We start from the raw sequence: 21,994 nt of genomic DNA on the forward strand, positions 1-21,994 counted from the left end.
CCCCTAGGGTGCCCAGCTTGCTAGTTTATACGCCAAGTCAGGCAACATTCAATGTTGGAATGATATTAGCCTTCGCATCTTCTTCAGCTTTCTTAAAGCTATCCATCTTATCGAAGTTCAGGTAGCGGTATACATCGGCTGCCATAGAGTCGATCTTACCGGCATATTCCATATACTCTTGAGCAGTTGGAATACGGCCAATAATGGCACCTACTGCGGCTAATTCTGCAGAAGTAAGATACACATTGGCACCATCACCAAGACGGTTCGGGAAATTACGAGTAGACGTAGACAAGACTGTTGCACCGGCATCTACACGAGCTTGGTTACCCATACATAATGAACAACCTGGCATTTCTGTACGTACACCTACGCGACCGTAAATGTTGTAGTAGCCTTCTTCCATTAACTGGGCTTTATCCATCTTCGTCGGTGGAGAAATCCATAAACGGGTAGGCAATGTTTTATTGTATTGCTCTAACAGTTTACCTGCTGCACGGAAGTGACCGATATTGGTCATACAAGAACCGATGAAGACTTCATCTACGCTATTACCGGCAACTTCAGACAATGTTTTCGCATCATCAGGATCGTTAGGGCAACATACGATAGGCTCTTTAATGTCAGCCAAATCAATTTCGATAACTTCTGCATATTCAGCATCCGCATCCGCACGCATCAGTGTTGGGTTAGCCAACCACTCTTCCATTTTCTGAGCTCGACGCTCAAGGGTACGTGGGTCGCCATAGCCTTCGTTAATCATCCAACGCAACATGGTGATGTTAGAACGCAGGTATTCAGCAATGGATTCTTCTGACAAGTTAATGGTACAACCTGCCGCAGAACGTTCTGCCGAGGCATCAGATAGTTCAAATGCCTGTTCTACCGTCAGGTCTTCCAAGCCTTCGATTTCTAGGATACGACCGGAGAACTGATTGATCTTACCTTTCTTCTCAACCGTTAACAGGCCTTGCTTAATACCGTATAACGGAATGGCATGTACTAGATCACGTAATGTGATACCAGGCTGACGTTCACCTTTAAAACGGACCAGAATAGATTCTGGCATATCCAGAGGCATCACCCCTGTTGCGGCTGCGAAAGCCACCAAGCCAGAACCTGCTGGGAAGGAAATACCCAGAGGGAAACGGGTGTGAGAGTCACCACCTGTACCTACAGTATCAGGCAATAACATACGGTTTAACCAGCTATGAATGATACCGTCGCCTGGGCGCAATGAAACACCACCACGGTTCATAATAAAGTCTGGCAACGTGTGCTGCGTTTCAATATCAACAGGTTTTGGATAAGCCGCTGTGTGACAGAAAGACTGCATAGTTAAATCGGCAGTGAAGCCCAAACACGCAAGATCTTTAAGTTCATCACGGGTCATTGGCCCTGTGGTATCTTGCGATCCCACTGTCGTCATTTTAGGTTCGCAATACGTACCAGGACGAATACCTTCAACACCGCAGGCTTTACCGACCATTTTCTGAGCCAGTGAGAAGCCTTTGCCGCTATCAGCAGGTTGTTCTGGCGAACGGAATAAATCAGCTGGCCCTAAGCCCAATGCTTCACGGGCTTTGTCGGTAAGACCACGACCAATGATCAGGTTAATACGGCCACCGGCACGCACTTCATCCAGAATCACTTTTGATTTATAGCTGTACTCGGCCAGTACTTCACCGGTTTCATGGTTGGTGATTTTGCCTTCATAAGGATAGATGTCGATGACATCACCCATATTCATTTTTTCCACATCGGCTTCAAATACCAATGCGCCGGCATCTTCCATGGTGTTAAAGAAGATTGGTGCAACTTTACTACCAATACAGACACCACCACCGCGTTTGTTTGGAACGCCCGGCAAATCTTCACCGAAGAACCACAACACAGAGTTCGTTGCTGATTTACGTGAAGAACCCGTACCCACAACATCACCGACGAATGCAACAGGGAAACCTTTTGCTTTGACGTCTTCAATTTGTTTCATTGGACCTTTAACGCCGTGCTCTTCAGGCTCAAGACCATCGCGGGTCATTTTATAAGCTGCGAGGGCATGCAAAGGAATATCAGGACGTGACCAAGCATCCGGTGCTGGAGACAGGTCATCGGTATTGGTTTCACCGGTTACTTTAAAGACAGAGTAAGTGATTTTCTCTTCCAATTTCGGACGAGAAGTAAACCATTCACCATCAGCCCAGGATTGAATAACTTCCGTTGCATAGGCGTTACCGGCTTTATGCTTTTCTTCGACATCGTGGAAGGCATCAAACATCAGTAATGTATGCTTTAACTCTTTCGCTGCCAGTGGTGCAAGGTCAGCGTCGTCAAGCAAATCAACTAAGGTGATGATGTTATAACCGCCATGCATATTGCCTAGCAGTTCAACGGCTTTCTCACGATCGATTAGCGGTGAACTGTCCTCACCTTTAACGATAGCACTTAGGAAGCCTGCTTTTACGTAGGCTGCTTCATCCACGCCCGGAGGAACGCGTTCTGAGATCAATTCCAAAAGGAATGATTCTTCACCTGCAGGGGGGTTCTTTAATAATTCAACTAAGCCTGCAACTTGTTCTGGATTGAGGGGTTTCGGGGGGATACCTTCAGCAGCACGTTCTTCAACGTGTTTGCGATAGTCTTCTAACACGATTGCTTCCTCTTATTTATTCTGGCCCGTAAAATTAACGGTCTTGGGACCAAAAATGACTATTAAACGCCGAGATTATACCGGCTCATACAACGAAATAACATTTAATTGCCCCTGAAGCCGACTTATAACCACTATTCATACTGTTTATGCAGAATAAGAAGTTTAAAACGAAGACTTATTAATCATAACGGGACAATACGAAATACGGTTGCGTTTTCTCCATCTGTCAAAATATAAATAGCGCCATCGTTACCCACAGCGATATCACGCAAACGCGTCTTCTGCATAATAGTAGCAAAAATCTCTCTGCAATGAACAGGCTTAGCATGAATATCCACCGCAATCAGTTTTTGCGCTTTGAGTGTGGTTATCAGCAGCTGATTCTTTAACATGGGGAACAATGTCCCATCGTACAAGATCATCGAAGAAGGCGCCACAGAAGGCGTCCAGTTTAGCAAAGGCGCAATCATTCCATCGTAGGCGGTAAAGGGTGATATCCGTGCGCCGGAATAATCCAGCCCATAGGTTGCCACTGGCCAGCCATAATTACCGCCGGGTTGAATTAGATTAATTTCATCACCCCCATCCGGGCCGTGCTCATGGGCATAAATATCACCGCTAACATCATCAATCACTAACCCTTGAGGGTTTCGATGACCGTAGGAATAAATATAAGGCGTGTCGACAAAAGGGTTATCTAAGGGCGCTTGTCCATCTTCTCTAATACGCAGTATTTTGCCTAATTGACTACTACGCTTTTGCGCTTCTTCGCGAAAGTCGAACCCGTCACCAGAGGTCACCAGCCAGGTACCATCATTCATCACCGCCAAACGCCCGCCAAAATGGACCGGCGTGTCTTTATCCGGTGTCACCGAAAAGATGACGTTCAGGTTGCTAATGGTATCGTTTTTAAAAACCGCGGTGGCCACAGACAGGTGATTTTTATCCGCAGTACCTTGGGAAAAGGTTAGCAATATACGGCCAGAAAGGGCGAAATCCTGGGCTAAGGCAATATCGAGCAAACCGCCCTGTCCAGCATGATAAAGTGTCGGTAAGCTAAGGGGAATGCGTTTTATGCGCGGTTCGTCGCCGAGCAATACCAGATTGCCAGCCCGTTCTGTGATAAGCCAACGTTCATCAGGCAACTGTACCAATGCCCAGGGCGACTGTAAGGTATTCGGAGCAATGCGTTTAGCCTGCAAGTAAAGATCACCAGGCTGTTGTGCATCCACAGCACCGCATAATGACCAAAGCAATATAAAAACAATAAGGCGATACATTCTAATGGATTTATCATTGTTCAAAACTTGAGTTCTCTACCCTAGCATGAAATGATGCAGGGGTTTAGTGATTGCCAAGTGGTCAGCTATGCCCCAAGTCCTATCCCTGTCATTTTTACGCATCTTCCTACCGGTTTGGTGCGTCACATACCTTATTGCCAGTACTGCGCATACGCAATCGGTGTTGTATGAATTACACAAGCTGGATGTGAACATCACCTTAGGCGATAACATACAAACCACCTTGTACGATATTTATGGATTACTGCCAGCCTACGGCAGTGGTATCGCACTCGCCTTATTGCTGGGGTTTGGATTCACCGGCCTTGTGACCGCAGGGTTTACACGGCGGCGATTTCTGTTACCCGTCGCCGGCATGATCGCTCTGTTGACGTTACTACTGTCATTACAACCGATAATGGGGATCACCCTGATTGCCGGTGCCAGAAGTGGCACAGGCTTATTCGCGCAATGTATGGCCGGCTTTTGTGGCGGATGTTTATTTTGGTATCTGTGCGCCCGTCAAGTTCCCACTAAAGGGTAAACGGGCGTCGAATATTAAAGCTTGGTTGTCTTTATAAAAATACAATTTTGGATGGTACGTTCATCGTCAATACGTAAACCATACTTGGGTAAACTTTCAAGTATCTCCTCACGGCTGTACGGGCGATTTAAAATGCCGATACTTTGCCCATAGTCATTCACTTTAGTACTGATTTTATTCATCAAGCCAGTTCCAGGGTACAAGAGCACATTCATGTACAGTTGGCCGCCGGTTTTCAACACTCGAACAATCTCGTACATCGCTTTATCAATATCGGCAATGGTGTGGTATCCATTGGGTAAATTGGCGGTATCGAAGGTTTCATCCTCGTAGCTCATATTGCGCAAATCTTCGATGGCCAGCTCGGCCCCTTTCAATTTACGTTTAGCGCCGCCCATTAGCGCCTTTGAGTAATCCACACCCACCAGCGAAAATGCCTGATGCGGTTGCTTTTTACGGGCATGTTTCATACAGATTTCGGTAAAGGTTCCGGTACCTATGGCACATTCGAGATGATGCCCTTTTAAGTTTTCGGCAAAAAAGCGTACCTGAGAAGATAAGGTGTTTCTGTAGGCAAAGGTGAGAATAAAAAAGCCGCGAATATCGTACAAAATAGGCGTGAGGTTATAACTATTTTCATTAATATTACTTGTATCAGACATTAACGTCGCCCTTAAAATGAATATGCGTACTGTTTAGTACCCAGTACTGTGGCCGTTTTGAATTTTTAGTACCGCTATCTTTTCCTAGTATAACCGATACATATCGGCATCATGAGGTAACAAGTCATACCTAAGCATGAATATCAGGACGTTTAAAATGTATTGATAGACGTAAAAACAGCATAGACGCCGTACTAAATTGTGTAAAGACGATGATACTTTAAGTATAAAAAAAGCCGGCAACAAAGAAGGCCGGCATCTTGCTTATCTTGTCTCGTTAAGAGATAAAAAAGGCACGCTAACTATTAGCTGGATAGCTCTAAACTTAGCCGTTCCTGCTGCTGTTTTTCTGTCTCAACGAAGCGCTTCCACTGCTGGGCCATGGCTCGGCTTTTTTGATGTTTCTCTGCTTCAGCCAGTTGATTTAATGCATTGGCATACTGTTTTTGATTGTACAGCGCCATGCCTTTAACCAAATGCACCAGCCCTGGATTGCGCAAATCGCCTTTTTGTATGGCGCTATCTGCCGCGGCAATGGCTTCATCCCAGCGTTCAGCATTCAGTAAGATTTGCGCAAGTTGGGCATCCAACTCACCGTCCTGGGACAACTGGGCCGCCTGACGCATCACCGGAATGGCTTTATCCTGCTCTTTTGCCAATATCCAGCTTTGTCCTAAAAACTTTAAGTTACGCAGGTTTTCTTCCAACAGCCCTTCTTTCATCGCCTGAGCCATGAGTTTTGCGCCCTTGTAAGGCACCTTATGGTAGTAATACAGTTGCGCAAGATTAAAGATGTCTGCACTTGAAGTAACATAACCTTGCTGATAGGCCGCTTCCATGATGGCCAGCTGCTTGCGTTCTTCACCAAGCTCACCGTACATGCCCGCTAATTGCAGCCAATACTTGGGCTCATCAAACAATTTAACCAGCTTGACCAACACCGCTTTAACTTTCTCAGGCTGCTTGAGTTCGTAATAAATGGCCCGTTGCAGAATCAACCAGTTCTCATCAGGGATCATGCCTTGAGCTTCATGATCATTAATGGCTTGGGTAATGTATTTTTCGGCTTTCTCGTATTCCTTGCTCTGATAATAAGCCTGGGCTTTAATTATCAAATTTTTAGGCGGCACGGGGCCGGTATTTAACGCTTCCCAACGTTCCAGATAATGAATACTCTGCCCATAGTTACCCTGCATTAAATTGAGTTGGGCCAACGTAAACAAGGTGGTTAACTCAAAAGCTTCAGGAATGGGCTGCTGTTCCACAACTTGGGCGAAGGATGCCAAGGCATCATCATAGGCTTCAGCATTGTAGTAAATAAAGCCGTAAAAATTATACAGCATGGCACGCTCATAACTATTCATTGAACCTTTCTTAGCTTCTACTTCATCGAGAATAGCAATGGCTTGCGCAGTATCGTCCTCATCTGCCGCCGCCTGTGCCCGGGCCAATTGTTCATACACCTTAGCGCGCAACGTAGGTACTTTTCGGGTCTTTTTGTCACTGGCTTTTACGTCCTGCCCGTAGGCATAGGTCAACGATGCACTGGTGAATACCAGCCCCATTGCCAACGACATTGCAAAAACCAAACGTGTGGATAATACCCATTTCATATCATTTACCCATCAATCTGGAAGGTAATACGGTTTTGCACACCGGAAACTTCCGTTGCTTCACCATTTACCACCCGAGGTTTATATTTAAATTTAAGTGCAGCATCCATGGCCGCTTGCTCGAAAATGCCTTCTGGTGTGGCTTCCACCACAACAGGATCCCGCACTGTGCCGAGCTTAGTAACCGTAAACTCCACAATCACAAAGCCTTCGATCCCCCGCTGCAATGCCCGACGGGGATAAACCGGTGCCACCTTGACGATGGGCAGGTATTCACCATCGCCAGATTCCAGAGCTAATCCACCCTCTAAGGAAACATCTGCGGCCACATCGCCACCAAAGTTCATGGAGGTTCCATTGGCATCCGGTGACGGTGAGTCCATCTGCGGTTGACTCATCTGAGGCGGCGGCGCTTTCGGAGGCGGCGGCTTACGGGGTTTACGATCTTTTTGTTCAACGGATTCTTCCTTTTTTACCCGCACAAAATCGAGCACACTGCCTTTTGGCGGCTCGGTTAAAGCACTCCCGCCCATCTTGATCAGTGACTGCATTAAGAAAAATAAGCCCAGCGTAATGGCCAGCGATATAACAAATGCAATGATAAATCGTGGCATGGTTTATGGCTCTTGTGCAGCAATGGAAACTTCGTAAACACCTGCCGCTCGGGAGGCATCCATAACTTTGATTAATGTATCTGTGGTGGATTTTTGATCCGCCTGAATCACCACCGTCCCTTGGGGATTTTCGGCATGCAAGCGTTCAATGTTTGCCTGTACCGCCCGTACATCCACTCGACGTTTGTTGATCCAAATCTCACCGGTATCAGAAATGGCAATAAGAATATTCGCTCGGTCTTGTTTTACCGCTGTGGCGGCTTCTGGTCGATTCACATCGATCCCGGCTTCTTTAACAAACGAGGCTGTTACAATAAAGAAGATAAGCATGATAAAAACAACGTCCAGCATGGGCGTCATATCGATAGTGGCTTCTTCTTCATCCACCAGATTTTGAAAGTGCTGCTTCATAGTGATTACCTTAGACTCGTGCCGTTAACTGGCTTTACGGTCAATAATTAGCGCTTCTTCAAGGTGCGAGCGCTCAGTTTTTGCTTTTCTGTTTAACCAAGTAGACGCAAATACGCCTGACAGGGCTCCCACCATACCGGCCATGGTTGGGATGGTGGCTTTCGATACCCCGGAGGCCATAGAACGGGCGTTACCTGAGCCTGAAATAGCCATAACGTCGAACACTTCAATCATACCGGTGACAGTACCTAGCAATCCTAGTAGTGGGCAAAGTGCCACTAACGACTGAATAATAGGAATACTGCCGGTTAACTGAATGGACAAACGGGAGATGGTCTTTTGACGTATCTGTTCTGCTAGCCAGGAGGAGCGATCTTGTCGCGCTTTCCAGTCTGCTACCGCTTGCTTTTTAAAGTTCTTATGCCAAATCATCAGGTACATCGCACGCTCGAGGATCAACAACCACATGGTGAATATCAGCAGACCGATGACCAGGAGAACCTGACCACCTGTCTCTGTAAAATCGCGTATTGCTTCGAGAAATGCGATCATGGCTTAGCCCCGCTCTGCGCGCTCTGCGATTACACCAGAAGCTTGTTCCTGCAGAATATACACAATGTTCTTGCTGCGAGTATTAAGCATGGCGTAAAGCAATGTCATAGGAATAGCAACCACCAGACCTAGCACCGTGGTAACCAACGCAGTAGAGATACCACCCGCCATCAATTTAGGGTCGCCCGTACCAAACAAGGTAATGGCCTGGAAGGTATTGATCATACCGGTGACCGTACCTAGCAGTCCCATCAGTGGCGCAACAACAGAAATGATCTTTATGATGGTAAGGTTGCGACCTAGCTTAGGTACTTCACCTAAAATAGCTTCAGTGAGGTGCAGTTCCAGTGCTTCTACATCCGCCTTAGGGAAATCTTCACGTACTTTTAATACGCGCCCTAATGGATTGTTAGGGTTAATAGACTTGCTTTTAAGCTGCTTGTTAACTTTAGTGCGCACCAAGGTAAGGGTAATCAATCGCTCTAACGCCAGCAGTAAACCAAAGGCGCCCACAATAAGAATGATATAACCCACAACACCCCCTTGTTCTACACGTTCTTGTAAATCAGGGGCTTGTACCAGCAAACCTAAGATAGAACCACCGGTGGGGTCGATACCCAATTGGACCAACTCACCGTTAGAAGCCTGCAAATCCGCCGCAGAGTTGCCGTAGCGGTCGGCGGGTTGGCGAATCAATTCCGCCACCGTGCCGGTAATGCCGTTGTAATCGAGGTATTTACCATCGGAGACCAAAGCAAAGGGGCCAACCCGCACCACTTCTTTACTCACCTTCTCGCCACCGGCTTCCACCACGTTGGTGGTAAATTTAGTGACCTTGCCCGATTCGGTCATTTCCCGTTGCATTTCAAACCAGACGCGTTCGATTTCGTCGATTGACGCCAGTTTGGAGCTTTTCCCCATTTCCTGTGCCATGTTATCGAGAAAATCCGCTCGTCCTGGAATTTGGGCTGAAATCATGGAATTTTGAAACTTACTTTTGGTGTCGCCAGCAACTTGCTGCAATACACCAAACAGTTCTTTAAGTGAGCCTAACCGCGCGTCAAGGGCTTGGTTAAGGTCTGCCAACTTAAACTCGTTTTCTTCAAACTGGGTTTCCAGTGCTTCTGAGGCGGCCAGTTTTTGATCCCGCGTTGTACGGGTATCGGCAAGAATTTGATCCTGCTGGGCACGCTGACTGATAAATGCCTGCTCACGCTGTTTGTTTTGTTGCGACTGGGCAAACTGGCCTTCTTCTAACTGTTTGAGCAGAGCATCAAGATCCAGCGCTCGATCATCTTGTGCTAGGGCGCTTACGCTCAATGTGGCAGCGGTCAGACCTACTGCTAACCATTTCATTTGTTTAAACATGGTCTTTACCTCTTAATCCGTGATTGCTACAGGCAGCATGAGTAAGTCTGGCGCAAGTTGTTTCTTCGCCATACGAAGGCCTTTGGTAATTTGCGTGCGATAACTGCTGTCTAACTCTTCCCACTGTCGGGTTTGCTTGTTCCACACGCCTTGCTTACTCGCGTCACGCGTCTGATAAATCAATGCGGTACGACCTAGGCGCAGGAACTCTACATCGCGCTCTGTGCCGTCAATGGTGTGAATACCACTGTAGGCTTCCAAGGTCCGGCCATAATCCATCTCAACTTGATAGGCTTCCATAACCCGACGAAATTTCTCTGAAGGGGCCACGTCGGCGCGATCCATCATGGCTTTAAGATCGGCAACACGGTTTTCACGCTCTTCGGCAAGGAAGGGGACATCCAGTGCGATAAACTGCTCTAAACCGTCAATCATACGAATCATCAGCGGCGTAATCTGACGCTCAATCACCGACACTTCATCAATGGACGCATTAAGATCCGCCATTTCCTGTTCCTGATTGGCAATCTGTTTACGCAATTGGTCGTTATAAACTTCCAGCCCTTCGATTTCCTTATTCAACGTTTTGAACGCTTGAAGTTTGTTATCGATTTGGTCAGCGATAGTGTTGATTTTATCCTGTGACTTAGCGGCACTTTCATTAATCTTGGCCGCTTCATCGACAACGGGGTTCAAGACGCTGTCGTCTTGTGCCATGGCAGACGTGGCCGACAAGGCACTCGCCAGCAGCAACGAGTTGAAAAGCTTCATACATTCAAACCTTACTGTTAATAGAAATCGGTAATCACCGACTAAAAATTCTGCGGGTAGGATAGGAAGTTTCCATGACAGTTTTATTACATGACTGTCATATTGTTGTGTCATAAAAAGAGAGCGAAGCATAAAAACCGTGTCCCATTAGCCGCGCTGGCTGATGGGTAAAGGAAAAAGCAAAACAGGCAGGCTCACTACACATAATGAACCCGTAACAAGAGAAGATGTCGTGACCTAGTCGTTGCTCAGTAGCCGTCGCTGTCGCAGCAGTACATCATCAAGCACCGAGAAATAGCCATCTCGCTCAACTTGTTGTTGACCTTGACGTGACAATACATAGCGCAAAAACTCCCGCTCCAAAGTTGGCAGGGGTTCATCGGGCACTTTATTTACCACCAGGTAAAGAAAACGGGTATAGGGGTAGGTTTCATTCCGTACAGTCTCTCTGGTAAGAGGCACTTTTTCACCGTTCCCCCGCCCAATGGCCAAGGCTTTAACGCCGGCGGTTTTATAGCCATAGGCGGTGTAGCCCATACCGTTTTTACTGGTGGCCACAGATAGCACCACAGACGCTGATCCTGGTTGTTCATTTACTGTGGGGCGAAAATCACCATTGCACAACCCCATTAATTTAAACATGCCATAGGTGCCTGACACCGAATTACGGCCAAACAGGCGAATGGGAGTAACGGTATCTTGGGAAATTTGCTGTAACTGTTCCCAATGGGTAATCGGGGTGCTTGCCCCACAGTAACGGGTGACAGAAAAAATCCCATCGACCTGCTCGGTGGTAAGCCCTTGTATAGGATTACGCCGCTCAACAAAAATGGCAATGGCATCCACAGCCACCTTAAGCACCGTAGGCGGGTAACCATGGGCGCGCACAAAATCCCGTATTTCACTGGGCTTCAGTTCCCGGCTCATCGGGCCGATGGTGGCAGTACCTTCGGTTAGCGCCGGCGGTGCCGTTGACGATCCTGAGGCTTGTAATTGAAATTTAACCTGGGGATATAAAACCTGAAATTCCTGAGACCATAAGGCCATTAAGTTGGCCAGCGTATCGGATCCCACCGATGTAATTTTACCCGCCACGCCCGGCACACGTTTGTACTCAGGCACCGCAGTTTGAGCCAATACAGTCCATGAACAAAAACAACAAACCAGCAATAAACGCCACTTCATGTTCATCATGGCTTCTCCGTAATTAATTCTTTATCTAAAAGAAATGAGAACGTACTGCCTTTTCCTACTTCACTGGAAATTTCCAAGTGGGAATTATGGTGACTAAGCACATGTTTCACGATGGATAACCCAAGTCCTGATCCCCCCGTTTTTCGAGAACGGGCTTTATCAACCCGATAAAAACGTTCGGTTAACCGGGCGAGATGATTCTGCTCAATCCCATCACCGTTATCGGCTACGGTAAATCTCGCGCCATCACCATCACGACACCAGCACACCTGGATCTCTCCCCCTTTAGGCGTGTAATTTACGGCATTGAAAACCAGGTTGGAGCAGGCGCTGCGTAACTCGGTTTCCACACCATACACAATTAATTCCCTATCCACATGAAAGTGAATTTGGTGCTGTTTTTCTTTATTTAGGCTACCGGCTTCTTTTTCTAACTGGGTTAGCATAGCAGGCATATTGACGGTATTTTCGTAAATCCGTTCTGAACTGGCTTCAATACGGGACAATACCAGCAGATCTTCAATAAGGCTTTGCATGCGTTGGGTTTGCGCGCTCATCTCACCAAGGGCTTTGTTAACCATGGGGTTTTGTTCATCATTGGGTAAGATTTCAACATAGCCGGAAATCACCGTCAAAGGGGTGCGTAATTCATGGGAGACATTGGCCACAAAGTCTTTACGCATTTCCTCCAGTTGGGATACACGGGTAACGTCACGGGCAATCACCAATAGGTGCTCTTCACCGTAGGGCATCACCCGATATTCGAAGGTTTTGCTGGCATTGGTGGGTGATGGCACTTCTATAGGATGTTTAAAATCACCTTCATGGAAGTAGGCAATAAAGCTGGGGTGACGGATCAGGTTATCAAGACGACGACCCGCATCACTGGGCCATTTCAGCCCCAATTCAAGGCGTGCTAAGCGGTTACACCAGATAATACAGGCTTTGGAGTCCACCACCACAGCCGCATCAGGCAAGGCTTCAGATCCTTCCCGAAAACGTTTAACCAGTTCGCCGAGTTCTTTGCGCTTATTACGGTTCCGGCGCTGAAGATAGTAAATACCTTCATAAATATGTTCCCACACACCGGTGACCGTAGGCGGCGACATTTTACGGCTATGCCATAGCCAGCGATTTAGCTTATAAAGCTGCCAGTAATTAATGGCGAGTAAGCCTACAGCCCCAACGGCCACCGCCAGTAACATGTCATCCATATACCAGCCGGTTATCGCAAAGATCAGCAAGTACGAAATTAAGCGTACCGCACTTCTAAGCCAGGAAAACGGATAATACATGCAGTAAACGGCCTTGTAATGAGGGTGAACGGCTATTGTGACAATGCTGGGGCCAGCATGCAATCTGCACCGGCCAATTACATTTTAGTTGAAAACCGATAACCTGCGCCACGCACGGTCTGAATCATGGCATCATGACCATGCAAAGAGACAGCTTTTCGTAATCGCCGAATGTGGACGTCGACGGTACGATCTTCCACATACACGTTGGTTCCCCACACGTTATCAAGCAACAGCTCGCGGCTATAGACCCGCTCTGGATGAGTCATAAAAAAGTGTAACAATTTAAATTCTGTGGGCCCCATATCCAAGGGATCATTATTGGCCATTACCCGATGGGAAATAGGCTCTAGTTTTAAACCGTTAAATTCGATGGGCTCTTCACTTGAGGTGGGGGTTACCCTGCGCATTACCGCTTTGATGCGCGCAATGAGTTCTTTAGGTGAAAAAGGTTTCGTAATATAGTCATCGGCACCGGCATCCAGCCCTCTGATTTTATCTTCCTCTTCGCCCCGCGCCGTGAGCATAATAACCGGAATATCCCGGGTAAATTCATGCTGCTTTAAGCCTTTCGCCAATTGCACACCTGAGCCACCGGGTAGCATCCAATCCAGTAAGATAAGATCAGGGTAAGGCTCACAGATCTTTTGTTGGGCGACATCGTAGTCTTCAGCCTCAACGGTATCAAAACCCGACTGTTCCAGGACGAATTTCAACATTTCGCGAATGGGCGCTTCGTCTTCTACAATTAAGACTGATCGAGACATAACTTTTTTCCTGCTCATGACAAATCGCCGCTATTATTGATGGGGTCTGTGACACTTTTATTAAAACGATTACATTTTTGTGTCAAGACAAAAGGTATTTTTAATGCCTTTGGAAATTGAAGTAGCTTGTTTATTCAGCAATTTACGCCTATTCTGTTGCATACAGAATTTCCTACCGGTGAGGACGCAAAAGGATGGCCACTGTGAAGACAGGATTGTCACGCAAATTATTAACCCGCGTGCTGTCCGTTTATTTCATCCTCACACTGCTTGTGACCATCGGTCAAATATTCACTGAATACCTCAGTACGAAAAATCACATAGAAAGTGAACTCCAAACCCTGAAGAATACCTTTGCAGAAAGCCTGACCCGTGCCAACTGGGAACTCAACAAAGTGCAGGCCAGGGTTATTGCTGAAGGGCTAACCAAACTGCCCATTGTAGAAGGCGTTCAGGTACGAGACGAAAATGGCGACCTCATCGCTGATGATGGCCAAACCATACCGGTATCAGGCCCACCGGTTCAATCAGGCATCAAACAAGATCATCCCGGTGGGATTTTTAGCTACAGCTTTCCCCTTGTGTTTGAATTTTCAGGAAGACAGTCTTATGTGGGGGATGTCACCCTTTATTCTAGTTTCGACATTATTTTAAGCCGTATTGAAGTAGGAATTTTCTTTTTAATCGGTAACGCCATCGTAAAAACCGCATTTTTAGTGTTTCTTTTCATGACTGCGTTTAAACGCATGTTATCAGAGCCCCTGTCTGAACTCACCGAGCAAATGACCTCCTTCGATCCGGAATACCCCGAAGAGTCTAAAGTTAAAGTTACCACCGATGACGATAATGAGCTGCGCTTGTTACAACAATCCTTTAATCAGGTTATCGACGATCTCATCAGCTCCCAATCGAAACTCAAAGGTGTACAAAAGGCGCTGACACAAGCGAACAAGAAGCTTGACGATCAAAACCTTATCCTTGAACAGGAAGTGGCCAAGAAAACCGCGTCATTGTCACAAATCATGCTCGATTTGGAGCAGCAAAAAGACGAGCTGATTGCCAATCAGCGAGAGCTTCGCCAAGAAAATGAAAACCGCCAATATATAGAAGATGAATTACGTAAACGTAATAGCGAACTGGCGAAAAATATGGAAATGATGAATCTTATCAAAGAACAGTTGGTGGAATCCGAACGTATGGCTTCCCTTGGCGGTTTGGTGGCCGGTATCGCCCATGACGTTAATACGCCCATCGGCGTTAGTGTGACCGCAGCCAGTTACCTGCAAGAACGTATAGACGCATTGAATACCGCCTATAAAGAGAAGGCCTTGTCTGGCAAAAAAATGACGACCTTCATCGAAGAGGCCGGACAAACCGCAGAATTGTTGATGAGCAATTTAAATCGGGCTTCAGAACTGGTCGCGAGCTTTAAGCAGGTTGCGGTGGATCAAACCAGTGAGGCAGAACGCTTATTTAACTTAAACACCTACCTGCATGAGATATTACTGTCATTACAGCCCACCATCAAAAAAAGCCGGCATAAAGTCAGTATATCCTGTCCTTTGGATTTGGAAATATTGTGCGCACCCGGTGTGATTGCCCAGATCACCACCAACATGATCATCAATTCGCTGGTACATGGTTTCGAAGATCGGGATGAAGGGCATATTACCTTGAATGTGTCGGAACAAAACGGTTACGTCACAATGGACTATCGTGACGATGGCAAGGGCATGACGAAAAAGGCTCTTAATCATCTTTTCGATGCTTTTTACACCACCAACAGAGATAAAGGCGGTAGCGGACTGGGTACCCATATCGTGTATAACCTTGTCACCCAAACCTTAAACGGCACCATCGAAGCGCAAAGTGAACCGGGAAAAGGTCTGCGCTACATCATTCGCTTTTTAAATAAACACCAATAACCGTTAAATACATCATTGCAGCATTGCCTCGCCGTTGGTACGCTTGCCCCCCGAAAATTTTCATCGAGCAAATCAGGATTCATTTCTATGTGGTTTAAAAACCTAAAGGCATATCAACTCACGCAAACTCTCTCCCTAGACGATGATGATTTAAACAGAGCGTTAATGGACAACGGATTTCGCCCTTGCGGCAAACAAGATACCGCCACCATGGGGTTTGCTTCCCCCTTCGCTCAGGTAGGCAACGAAGGGGTGATGTTTCATAAGGTGCAAGAGCGCTATTGGCTGACAGTTAAAAAACAGGAAAAAATTCTGCCTTCAAGTGTGGTAAACGCGGAATTGGCGGAAAAAGTGGCTGCCATTGAAGCGGAAACCGGTTCCCCGGTGGGCAAAAAACAACAGCAAGATCTTAAGCAAGAAATCATGTTTAGGTTGTTGCCCCAGGCTTTTGTACGCAATACCTATACCCACGGGTTTATTTCTATTCCCGAAAAACTCGTTGTGGTGGATGCCTCGGCAGATGGCAAAGCAGAAGCCTGGTTGGCCCTTGTAAGAAAAGCCATCACCTCATTGCCTGTGGTGCCTTTAGCCCGTAGAAGCTTGCAAAGTGAATTAACTCACTGGCTAACCCAGGGTGCGCCAGAAGGGATAACCTTGCTCGAAGAAGCGGAACTGAAATCAACAGACGAACTGGAAAGCATTATTCGTTGTAAAAATCAGCCCTTAGACAGCGATGAAATTACCATGCACCTGGATAACGGCAAGCTGGTGCAAAAAGTGGGTTTTGCCTATGACGATGTACTCACCGCCACCATTGCAGAAGACGGTTCATTTAAACGGGTGAAATTTACCGACAGACTAAAAGAAGAAACCGACGACATTCCAAAGGATCAGGCCACTGCCCGACTGGATGCAGAGTTTGCCCTCATGTCTGCCGAACTCTGTGCATTTTTATCATTCATGCGAACCACCCTTAATTTAACCGAAGACGAATAATCGTATTGTGTGTCGCCGCGAAAAAGCCGCGGCACACTTACCCCGCCTTTTTGTCTGTGTCCTTTGGACGAACGTAATTCTCGTGATATGCCCGGCCCCAATCACACATTTGCTGCAACATGGGCTGCAAACTTGCGCCCCGTTCAGTCAATGAATACTCCACTCTCGGCGGAACTTCGGCATACACTTCCCGATGGATCAGACCGTCTTTTTCCAATTCCCGTAATTGTTGGGTCAGCATCTTTTGCGTTACCCCATGCAGTCGTCTTCGCAACTGACTAAAACGCAAGGTTTTAAAGGTTAGGTGCCACAAAATAACTCCCTTCCATTTACCACCGATCAGGCTCAGTGCCACCGCAACGCCACACAAGTAATCTGACTGGCACGCAGGATCATTCTCGTCTTTCATTCCCCCTCCAATAGTATCCTTTTAGTAAGTACCCTACCAAAAAGTGCATACTAGCCATTTAGTTTGTTAGGTGCATAATAGCCCATACTGGCAACATTGAGAAGCTGCCTTCACATAACGTCACCATTAAACGGAGTACTTATGACCGATACATTCAAAACACTACTTGTGGAGCAGGTGGATAAGAAAACCTTCACCCGTAAATTGACCACCCGTCGACTTGATGATCTGCCAGCTGGCGACGTGGTCATCGAAGTCGCCTATTCCTCTTTGAATTACAAAGATGCCCTGTCTGCTACCGGTAATCCCGGCGTGTCGCGCAACTTTCCCCATACCCCCGGCATTGATGCAGCAGGTACCGTAGTTAGCAGCGACAGTGCAGATTTTTCAGCCGGTGACCAAGTATTGGTAACAGGGTTCGATTTGGGTATGAACACCCCCGGAGGCTTTGGCGGTAAAATTCGGGTTCCTGCCGAGTGGGTTGTCCCCTTACCCCAAGGTTTATCCACCCGCGATGCCATGGTAATTGGCACCGCAGGCTTTACCGCTGCCTTATCAGTGCAAGGGTTAATAAATGCCGGCGTAAAAAAAGAAGACGGTGAAGTTTTAGTGACCGGCGCCACTGGCGGTGTGGGTTCTGTGGCCGTAGCCTTACTACATCACATCGGTTATCAAGTCGTGGCCGTTACCGGAAAAGCAGACAAGCACGACTTTTTAAAATCCCTTGGTGCAAGTGACGTCATTAGCCGTGAGGAATTATTAACCAACCATGAGCGGCCCATGTTAAAAGAACGTTGGGCAGGCTGTATAGATTGTGTTGGTGGTGACTATCTGGCCGCGGCAATAAAATCCACCCGTTATGGCGGTGCAGTTACCTGCTGCGGTCTTACTGCGTCCCCAGAATTACCCATTAATGTCTTCCCCTTCATATTGCGCGGTGTATCATTATTGGGCATTGATTCTGTTCAGTGTCCCATGCCTCCCCGCCAGGCACTGTGGAACAAGCTGGCAAGTGAATGGAAACTGGATGGTTTAGAGGCACTGACCGAAGAAATTACGCTGGAACAAGTCGACTCGTATATTGACAACATCCTTGCGGGAAAAATTGCCGGCCGCGTTGTTGTTAAGCTGTCATAAACAATAAAATAATTTGATAACCCTGTACTGGTAGCCTAATAATCTGCCAGTACGGTTTATGGGTAAAAAATAATATCCAAAAATCGTGTTTTTCCCGCTTCATCCCGATAGCCATGGGCTTTATCAGCATGAAAGATATATTGCTCGCCGGCTGCAACAATATGGGCATGATCACCCTCAAACACCGTCACCTTTCCCTCAATAACATGAATGTGTTCTAACACCCCTTGCTGATGAGGCTCGGAGCGCTGTTCATGATGACTTTTAATGGTAATTTCGAAGGTTTCAAATTTGGTGATGGGTGAGTAGCGAAACAGGGTTTTCACTTCCACATTGGGATCCTCAGTGAACCCGTCATCATCGGCAAACAGGGTTACTGGCACCGCATTATTTTCTTGCGCCGTAATAAAGGATGAAAAAGAGCATTGTAACCCAGTAGCAATTTTCCAAAGTGTGGCAATGGTAGGGCTGGATTCCATGCGCTCTATTTGACCGAGCATCGCTTTAGAGACACCGGTGATTTGCGCCGTCTTATCCAGCGACCATCCCCTGGCGTGACGTTCCTTTTTCAACACGTTGGCAATCTGCCTGCCAACCTGAGTATTGTTGCTCATTGCCTCGTACTCTTTCGCCAATTCTGCGGATTACTTTATCATTGTGCGCTATAACGCACAATGATAGACTCTACTTGTGCGCTATAACGCACATTTATTAGTGAGGTAATAGGTTGTGAGCAAAAAATTCCCCGATATCAGTCATCTAACCGCTGGATTTACCGCCGTACTTGTGGGCTATAGTGGTGCCGTAGTTATTGTAATTCAGGCGGCAAAGGCCGCGGGTGCAACACCGGATATGGTTGTCAGCTGGTTATTGGTGTTGGGCATTGGTATGGGGATCACCTGTATTGGTTATTCATGGCTGTACAAAGTACCGGTAGTCACCGCTTGGTCAACGCCCGGTGCCGCCTTCTTAATTGGCACTGTGGGTGACTTTACCTTACATGAAGTCATCGGTGCCTTTATCATCTCTTCCTGTCTAGGGCTACTTGCTGCCAGAAGCCGCCTCATTACCCAATTTATTTCACGTATACCCGCGTCCATTTCCTCCGCCATGTTAGCCGGTATCTTGTTACCCATTTGTTTACGGGTGTTCACCGATGCTGCTGACATGCCATTGCTGGTTACTGGGTTTATTGGGGTGTACTTAATCGGTAGCGTCCTGTTTCCGCGCTACCTTATGCTCGCCCTTATCGCCTTGGCGCTCATTGTCAGCATCACATCCCTTGATGGCGCAACCAATGAACTACAATTTACCTTACCCTCCCTGGTTTGGGTCACGCCGTCATTTTCTATTGGCGCAACGGTGAGTTTAGCCATCCCCTTATTTATCATCACACTGTTGTCTCAGAACCTGCCGGGGATCGCCATCCTCAAAAGTTACGATTATCATCCTGATATTAAACAGGTGCTCACCGGTGTCAGCATTATCAATATTATCACCGCGCCCTTCGGTGGCTTTGCATTCAATTTGGCCGCCATTACCGCAGCTATTTGCATGACAGAAGATGCCGGTAGTGACCGCGCTAAGCGCTACTGGGCAGCCATTATCGCCGGTGTTTTTTATCTCTTATTCGGTTTATTCGCTACCCTTGTTGTTGTGCTGTTTAGCCTAATGCCTGAAGTTATTACCCATATTCTTGCCGGTTTAGCCTTATTGGCTACCTTTACCGCCTCGGTACAGCGTAGTCTTGAGCTTCCCGAGCACCGAAAGGCAGCAATGATGACACTACTGTGTTCTGCTTCGGGGATTTCCGTTATTCAGCTTGGGGCGCCGGTTTGGGGCGTTTTTCTCGGTTTGCTCGTTCTCGGGCTTGAACAGGGTAAAGCAGGGCTTTTCGGGTATAAAAAAAGGGCTTAACGCCCTTTTTCCTGCCGGTCTCTAATCAGGCAAATACCTGTTTGGCACTGGCACACATTTCTTTAAATTCATCGCTAGTCAGTTCATTGATGCTTTCCAGCGCACCGCGCTGAATGGCTAGATTTAGCACTGCATCTTTTTGCGAGTCGATTTTTCCGGCTAAGGCTGCACCTATACGAACAAAATCCACATAAGAGAGGGTGTCAGGCATCACCGCTAAATCGTTCCAACTTTCCGCCACCATGGTAAATTCTTCATCAAACCCCCATGCCCGCATTATGCTGCCGCCGATACGTCCGGCCAGCTTATCAATTGCCACTTCCAGAAATGTTGGGTTGGCAAAGACTTCTTCGTGACGTTCCGCCTCGGTAAGGATAGGTAATACGCCAATATGATGCACTAAGGCCGCCAGTGTCATGGTATCGAGATTGAGTTCCCGGTTTTTCGTGCGGTTATTATAAAGCTGCAAGGCTGCCATGGAGTAGGCCACCACATTGACCGTATTCACCCATTCCCGCTTCATATAGTCGCCAACAATGCTGTTTTTAGAAACAAATAATTGTTCCATTGCCAGTGCGGTGGAAATATTTTTAATCTGACGCAGCCCAATCCGGGTTACTGCCTGACCGATAGAAGTGACTTTCACCGTTCTACCGAGGTAGGCACTGTTAGCAATTTTTATCATGCGCATGCTCAGCGATGGGTCTTTTCCCACTACATCGCCCATGGCATTGAGGTTCACGTTTGGATCATCTGCTGTTTTTCGTACCTGCAGCGCAATCGCAGGAAGGGTGGGCAAAACCAATGTATCATTATTGATTTTATCAACCAGAATAGAAAGAAGCGCATTTTGTGTAGACATGTACCCACCTTTTTAAATTTCAATAACAACGCTTTGAGGACAAAGCGGGGAATTCAGAATGTGTAAATTGTAATCCGTTACTCATGAACGAAAAGGTTTTAAGCTTAATTGTCTAAAGTAAAAATATATCAGTAGAATGCAAAAACTGCATCCTGCAATTGACATTTTTCTGTTGTCGGTAACTGTAAATACTCATTTTAACGAGAATTTTCCTTTATAAAAAAATCGCCGCTCAGCTATAGAGTATTACACGAAAGCAGGGTTATCGTGGTATTTTATAAAACGATAACCTGACTTGGTGAAGATGCTTCTTTGTAGAGGATGTGGGGGGGACTATTCCAAGGTTTTTGGCTTATTGGTGTACGGCGGCCACCCTAATAACTTACCGGCTAAAACATGAAGGTGGATGTGATAAACGGTTTGCCCCCCAAACTCATTGCAGTTCATTACCGTACGATACCCTTCTTCGGCAAACCCCATCTCTTTGGCGACCTTTGCCGCAACAAAACTTAAATGCCCAACGGCAATGCGATCTTCTTCACTAATATCGTTAATGGTCGCAATGGGCTTTTTCGGGATCACCAGAAAATGCACAGGCGCTTGGGGATTAATATCTTTAAACGCCAACGCAATATCATCTTCATAAATAATATCGGCGGGGATTTCCCGGTTAATGATTTTAGTAAATAGAGTATCAGACATAAAGTCACCTTCTTACAGATTGCCATAATCGAGCCCGCTCATTTAAGCGGGTACGTCGAAACAGGTTAGCTAAATACAAACCACAGCAGAACCGCACCGAGTATGAGACGGTAAATAACAAACGGCAACATACCGATACGGGAGATCCAATTGAGAAACAAAAATATGCACAAATAGGCACTGAAAAAGGAAAATGCCGCGCCGTAAAGTAGCGCATTCCAATCCACCGGATTATCGGCGGTAAGCAAATTCACAGTTTTTAACGTGCCAGCACCAAGGATAACGGGGATCGACAGCAGAAAAGAGAACCGGGCACAACTTT

22 protein-coding genes are annotated in these 21,994 nt (G+C 46.8%); 5 read left to right on the top strand and 17 right to left on the bottom strand.

The window, feature by feature from the left end:
• Positions 1 to 37 precede the first annotated feature (37 nt).
• Positions 38 to 2,650 (bottom strand): bifunctional aconitate hydratase 2/2-methylisocitrate dehydratase, encoded by a 2,613-nt coding sequence (acnB, locus tag V5298_RS05725; RefSeq protein WP_332930511.1) that lies wholly within the window; start codon positions 2,648 to 2,650, stop codon positions 38 to 40.
• Positions 2,651 to 2,835: 185 nt separating this feature from the next.
• Entirely contained in the window at positions 2,836 to 3,957 is a 1,122-nt protein-coding gene (locus tag V5298_RS05730; protein ID WP_332930512.1) for a PQQ-dependent sugar dehydrogenase, read from the bottom strand.
• A gap of 64 nt (positions 3,958 to 4,021) precedes the next feature.
• Between V5298_RS05730 and V5298_RS05735 the strand changes: the two genes are divergently transcribed.
• Positions 4,022 to 4,477, top strand: a complete 456-nt coding sequence (locus V5298_RS05735) for a hypothetical protein (RefSeq protein ID WP_332930513.1) — start codon at positions 4,022 to 4,024, stop codon at positions 4,475 to 4,477.
• 14 nt (positions 4,478 to 4,491) lie between these two features.
• On the opposite strand, the gene V5298_RS05740 is transcribed toward V5298_RS05735, so the two are convergent.
• The 10 genes from V5298_RS05740 to phoB all read right to left on the bottom strand — a co-directional run bounded on the left by V5298_RS05740 (position 4,492) and on the right by phoB (position 13,724).
• Positions 4,492 to 5,139, bottom strand: a complete 648-nt coding sequence (locus V5298_RS05740) for a class I SAM-dependent methyltransferase (protein ID WP_332930514.1) — start codon at positions 5,137 to 5,139, stop codon at positions 4,492 to 4,494.
• A 305-nt stretch (positions 5,140 to 5,444) separates the two neighbouring features.
• Positions 5,445 to 6,704, bottom strand: a complete 1,260-nt coding sequence (locus V5298_RS05745; protein ID WP_332930537.1) for a tetratricopeptide repeat protein — start codon at positions 6,702 to 6,704, stop codon at positions 5,445 to 5,447.
• A gap of 53 nt (positions 6,705 to 6,757) precedes the next feature.
• Positions 6,758 to 7,366: an energy transducer TonB gene (locus tag V5298_RS05750; RefSeq protein ID WP_332930515.1), complete on the bottom strand. Its 609-nt coding sequence runs from the start codon at positions 7,364 to 7,366 to the stop codon at positions 6,758 to 6,760.
• A gap of 3 nt (positions 7,367 to 7,369) precedes the next feature.
• On the bottom strand, positions 7,370 to 7,777 hold the full coding sequence (locus V5298_RS05755) for an ExbD/TolR family protein (protein WP_216028619.1): 408 nt from the start codon (positions 7,775 to 7,777) through the stop codon (positions 7,370 to 7,372).
• 24 nt (positions 7,778 to 7,801) lie between these two features.
• Positions 7,802 to 8,329, bottom strand: coding sequence for a MotA/TolQ/ExbB proton channel family protein (locus V5298_RS05760; RefSeq protein WP_332930516.1), 528 nt, complete (start codon positions 8,327 to 8,329; stop codon positions 7,802 to 7,804).
• Between the two features lie 3 nt (positions 8,330 to 8,332).
• A complete protein-coding gene (locus tag V5298_RS05765) occupies positions 8,333 to 9,697 on the bottom strand; it encodes a MotA/TolQ/ExbB proton channel family protein (RefSeq protein WP_332930517.1) in 1,365 nt (454 codons plus the stop codon).
• Positions 9,698 to 9,709: 12 nt separating this feature from the next.
• Positions 9,710 to 10,468: a DUF3450 domain-containing protein gene (locus V5298_RS05770; RefSeq protein ID WP_332930518.1), complete on the bottom strand. Its 759-nt coding sequence runs from the start codon at positions 10,466 to 10,468 to the stop codon at positions 9,710 to 9,712.
• A 237-nt stretch (positions 10,469 to 10,705) separates the two neighbouring features.
• Entirely contained in the window at positions 10,706 to 11,662 is a 957-nt protein-coding gene (locus V5298_RS05775; protein WP_332930519.1) for a phosphate ABC transporter substrate-binding protein, read from the bottom strand.
• Positions 11,659 to 12,957, bottom strand: coding sequence for a phosphate regulon sensor histidine kinase PhoR (gene phoR / locus V5298_RS05780; protein WP_332930520.1), 1,299 nt, complete (start codon positions 12,955 to 12,957; stop codon positions 11,659 to 11,661). Before phoR ends, V5298_RS05775 begins: the two co-directional genes overlap by 4 nt.
• A gap of 77 nt (positions 12,958 to 13,034) precedes the next feature.
• Positions 13,035 to 13,724 (bottom strand): phosphate regulon transcriptional regulator PhoB, encoded by a 690-nt coding sequence (phoB, locus tag V5298_RS05785; RefSeq protein WP_332930521.1) that lies wholly within the window; start codon positions 13,722 to 13,724, stop codon positions 13,035 to 13,037.
• 194 nt (positions 13,725 to 13,918) lie between these two features.
• Here phoB and V5298_RS05790 point away from each other — a divergent pair, with 194 nt between their 5' ends.
• Both V5298_RS05790 and rdgC read left to right on the top strand, forming a co-directional pair.
• A complete protein-coding gene (locus tag V5298_RS05790; protein ID WP_332930522.1) occupies positions 13,919 to 15,649 on the top strand; it encodes a HAMP domain-containing sensor histidine kinase in 1,731 nt (576 codons plus the stop codon).
• An 87-nt stretch (positions 15,650 to 15,736) separates the two neighbouring features.
• Positions 15,737 to 16,645: a recombination-associated protein RdgC gene (gene rdgC, locus V5298_RS05795; RefSeq protein WP_332930523.1), complete on the top strand. Its 909-nt coding sequence runs from the start codon at positions 15,737 to 15,739 to the stop codon at positions 16,643 to 16,645.
• 37 nt (positions 16,646 to 16,682) lie between these two features.
• On the opposite strand, the gene V5298_RS05800 is transcribed toward rdgC, so the two are convergent.
• The gene (locus V5298_RS05800; protein ID WP_332930524.1) at positions 16,683 to 17,054 is read right to left on the bottom strand and encodes a winged helix-turn-helix transcriptional regulator; all 372 of its coding nucleotides are present in this window, start codon (positions 17,052 to 17,054) and stop codon (positions 16,683 to 16,685) included.
• 141 nt (positions 17,055 to 17,195) lie between these two features.
• Here V5298_RS05800 and V5298_RS05805 point away from each other — a divergent pair, with 141 nt between their 5' ends.
• Positions 17,196 to 18,191 (top strand): YhdH/YhfP family quinone oxidoreductase, encoded by a 996-nt coding sequence (locus V5298_RS05805; RefSeq protein ID WP_332930525.1) that lies wholly within the window; start codon positions 17,196 to 17,198, stop codon positions 18,189 to 18,191.
• A 56-nt stretch (positions 18,192 to 18,247) separates the two neighbouring features.
• Here V5298_RS05805 and V5298_RS05810 read toward each other — a convergent pair whose 3' ends face one another.
• On the bottom strand, positions 18,248 to 18,805 hold the full coding sequence (locus V5298_RS05810; protein ID WP_332930526.1) for an XRE family transcriptional regulator: 558 nt from the start codon (positions 18,803 to 18,805) through the stop codon (positions 18,248 to 18,250).
• Between the two features lie 115 nt (positions 18,806 to 18,920).
• On the opposite strand from V5298_RS05810, the gene V5298_RS05815 reads away from it, so the two are divergent.
• On the top strand, positions 18,921 to 20,108 hold the full coding sequence (locus V5298_RS05815) for a benzoate/H(+) symporter BenE family transporter (RefSeq protein WP_332930527.1): 1,188 nt from the start codon (positions 18,921 to 18,923) through the stop codon (positions 20,106 to 20,108).
• Between the two features lie 25 nt (positions 20,109 to 20,133).
• On the opposite strand, the gene V5298_RS05820 is transcribed toward V5298_RS05815, so the two are convergent.
• The 3 genes from V5298_RS05820 to V5298_RS05830 all read right to left on the bottom strand — a co-directional run.
• Positions 20,134 to 20,970 (bottom strand): HDOD domain-containing protein, encoded by an 837-nt coding sequence (locus tag V5298_RS05820; protein ID WP_332930528.1) that lies wholly within the window; start codon positions 20,968 to 20,970, stop codon positions 20,134 to 20,136.
• A 333-nt stretch (positions 20,971 to 21,303) separates the two neighbouring features.
• Positions 21,304 to 21,672: a histidine triad nucleotide-binding protein gene (locus V5298_RS05825; RefSeq protein WP_332930529.1), complete on the bottom strand. Its 369-nt coding sequence runs from the start codon at positions 21,670 to 21,672 to the stop codon at positions 21,304 to 21,306.
• Positions 21,673 to 21,737: 65 nt separating this feature from the next.
• Positions 21,738 to 21,994 (bottom strand): undecaprenyl-diphosphate phosphatase (locus V5298_RS05830; protein ID WP_332930530.1); only part of this gene is annotated, 257 nt, incomplete at its 5' end.

This window comes from Alteromonas sp. 14N.309.X.WAT.G.H12, assembly GCF_036697315.1.
Lineage (GTDB): Bacteria > Pseudomonadota > Gammaproteobacteria > Enterobacterales > Alteromonadaceae > Alteromonas.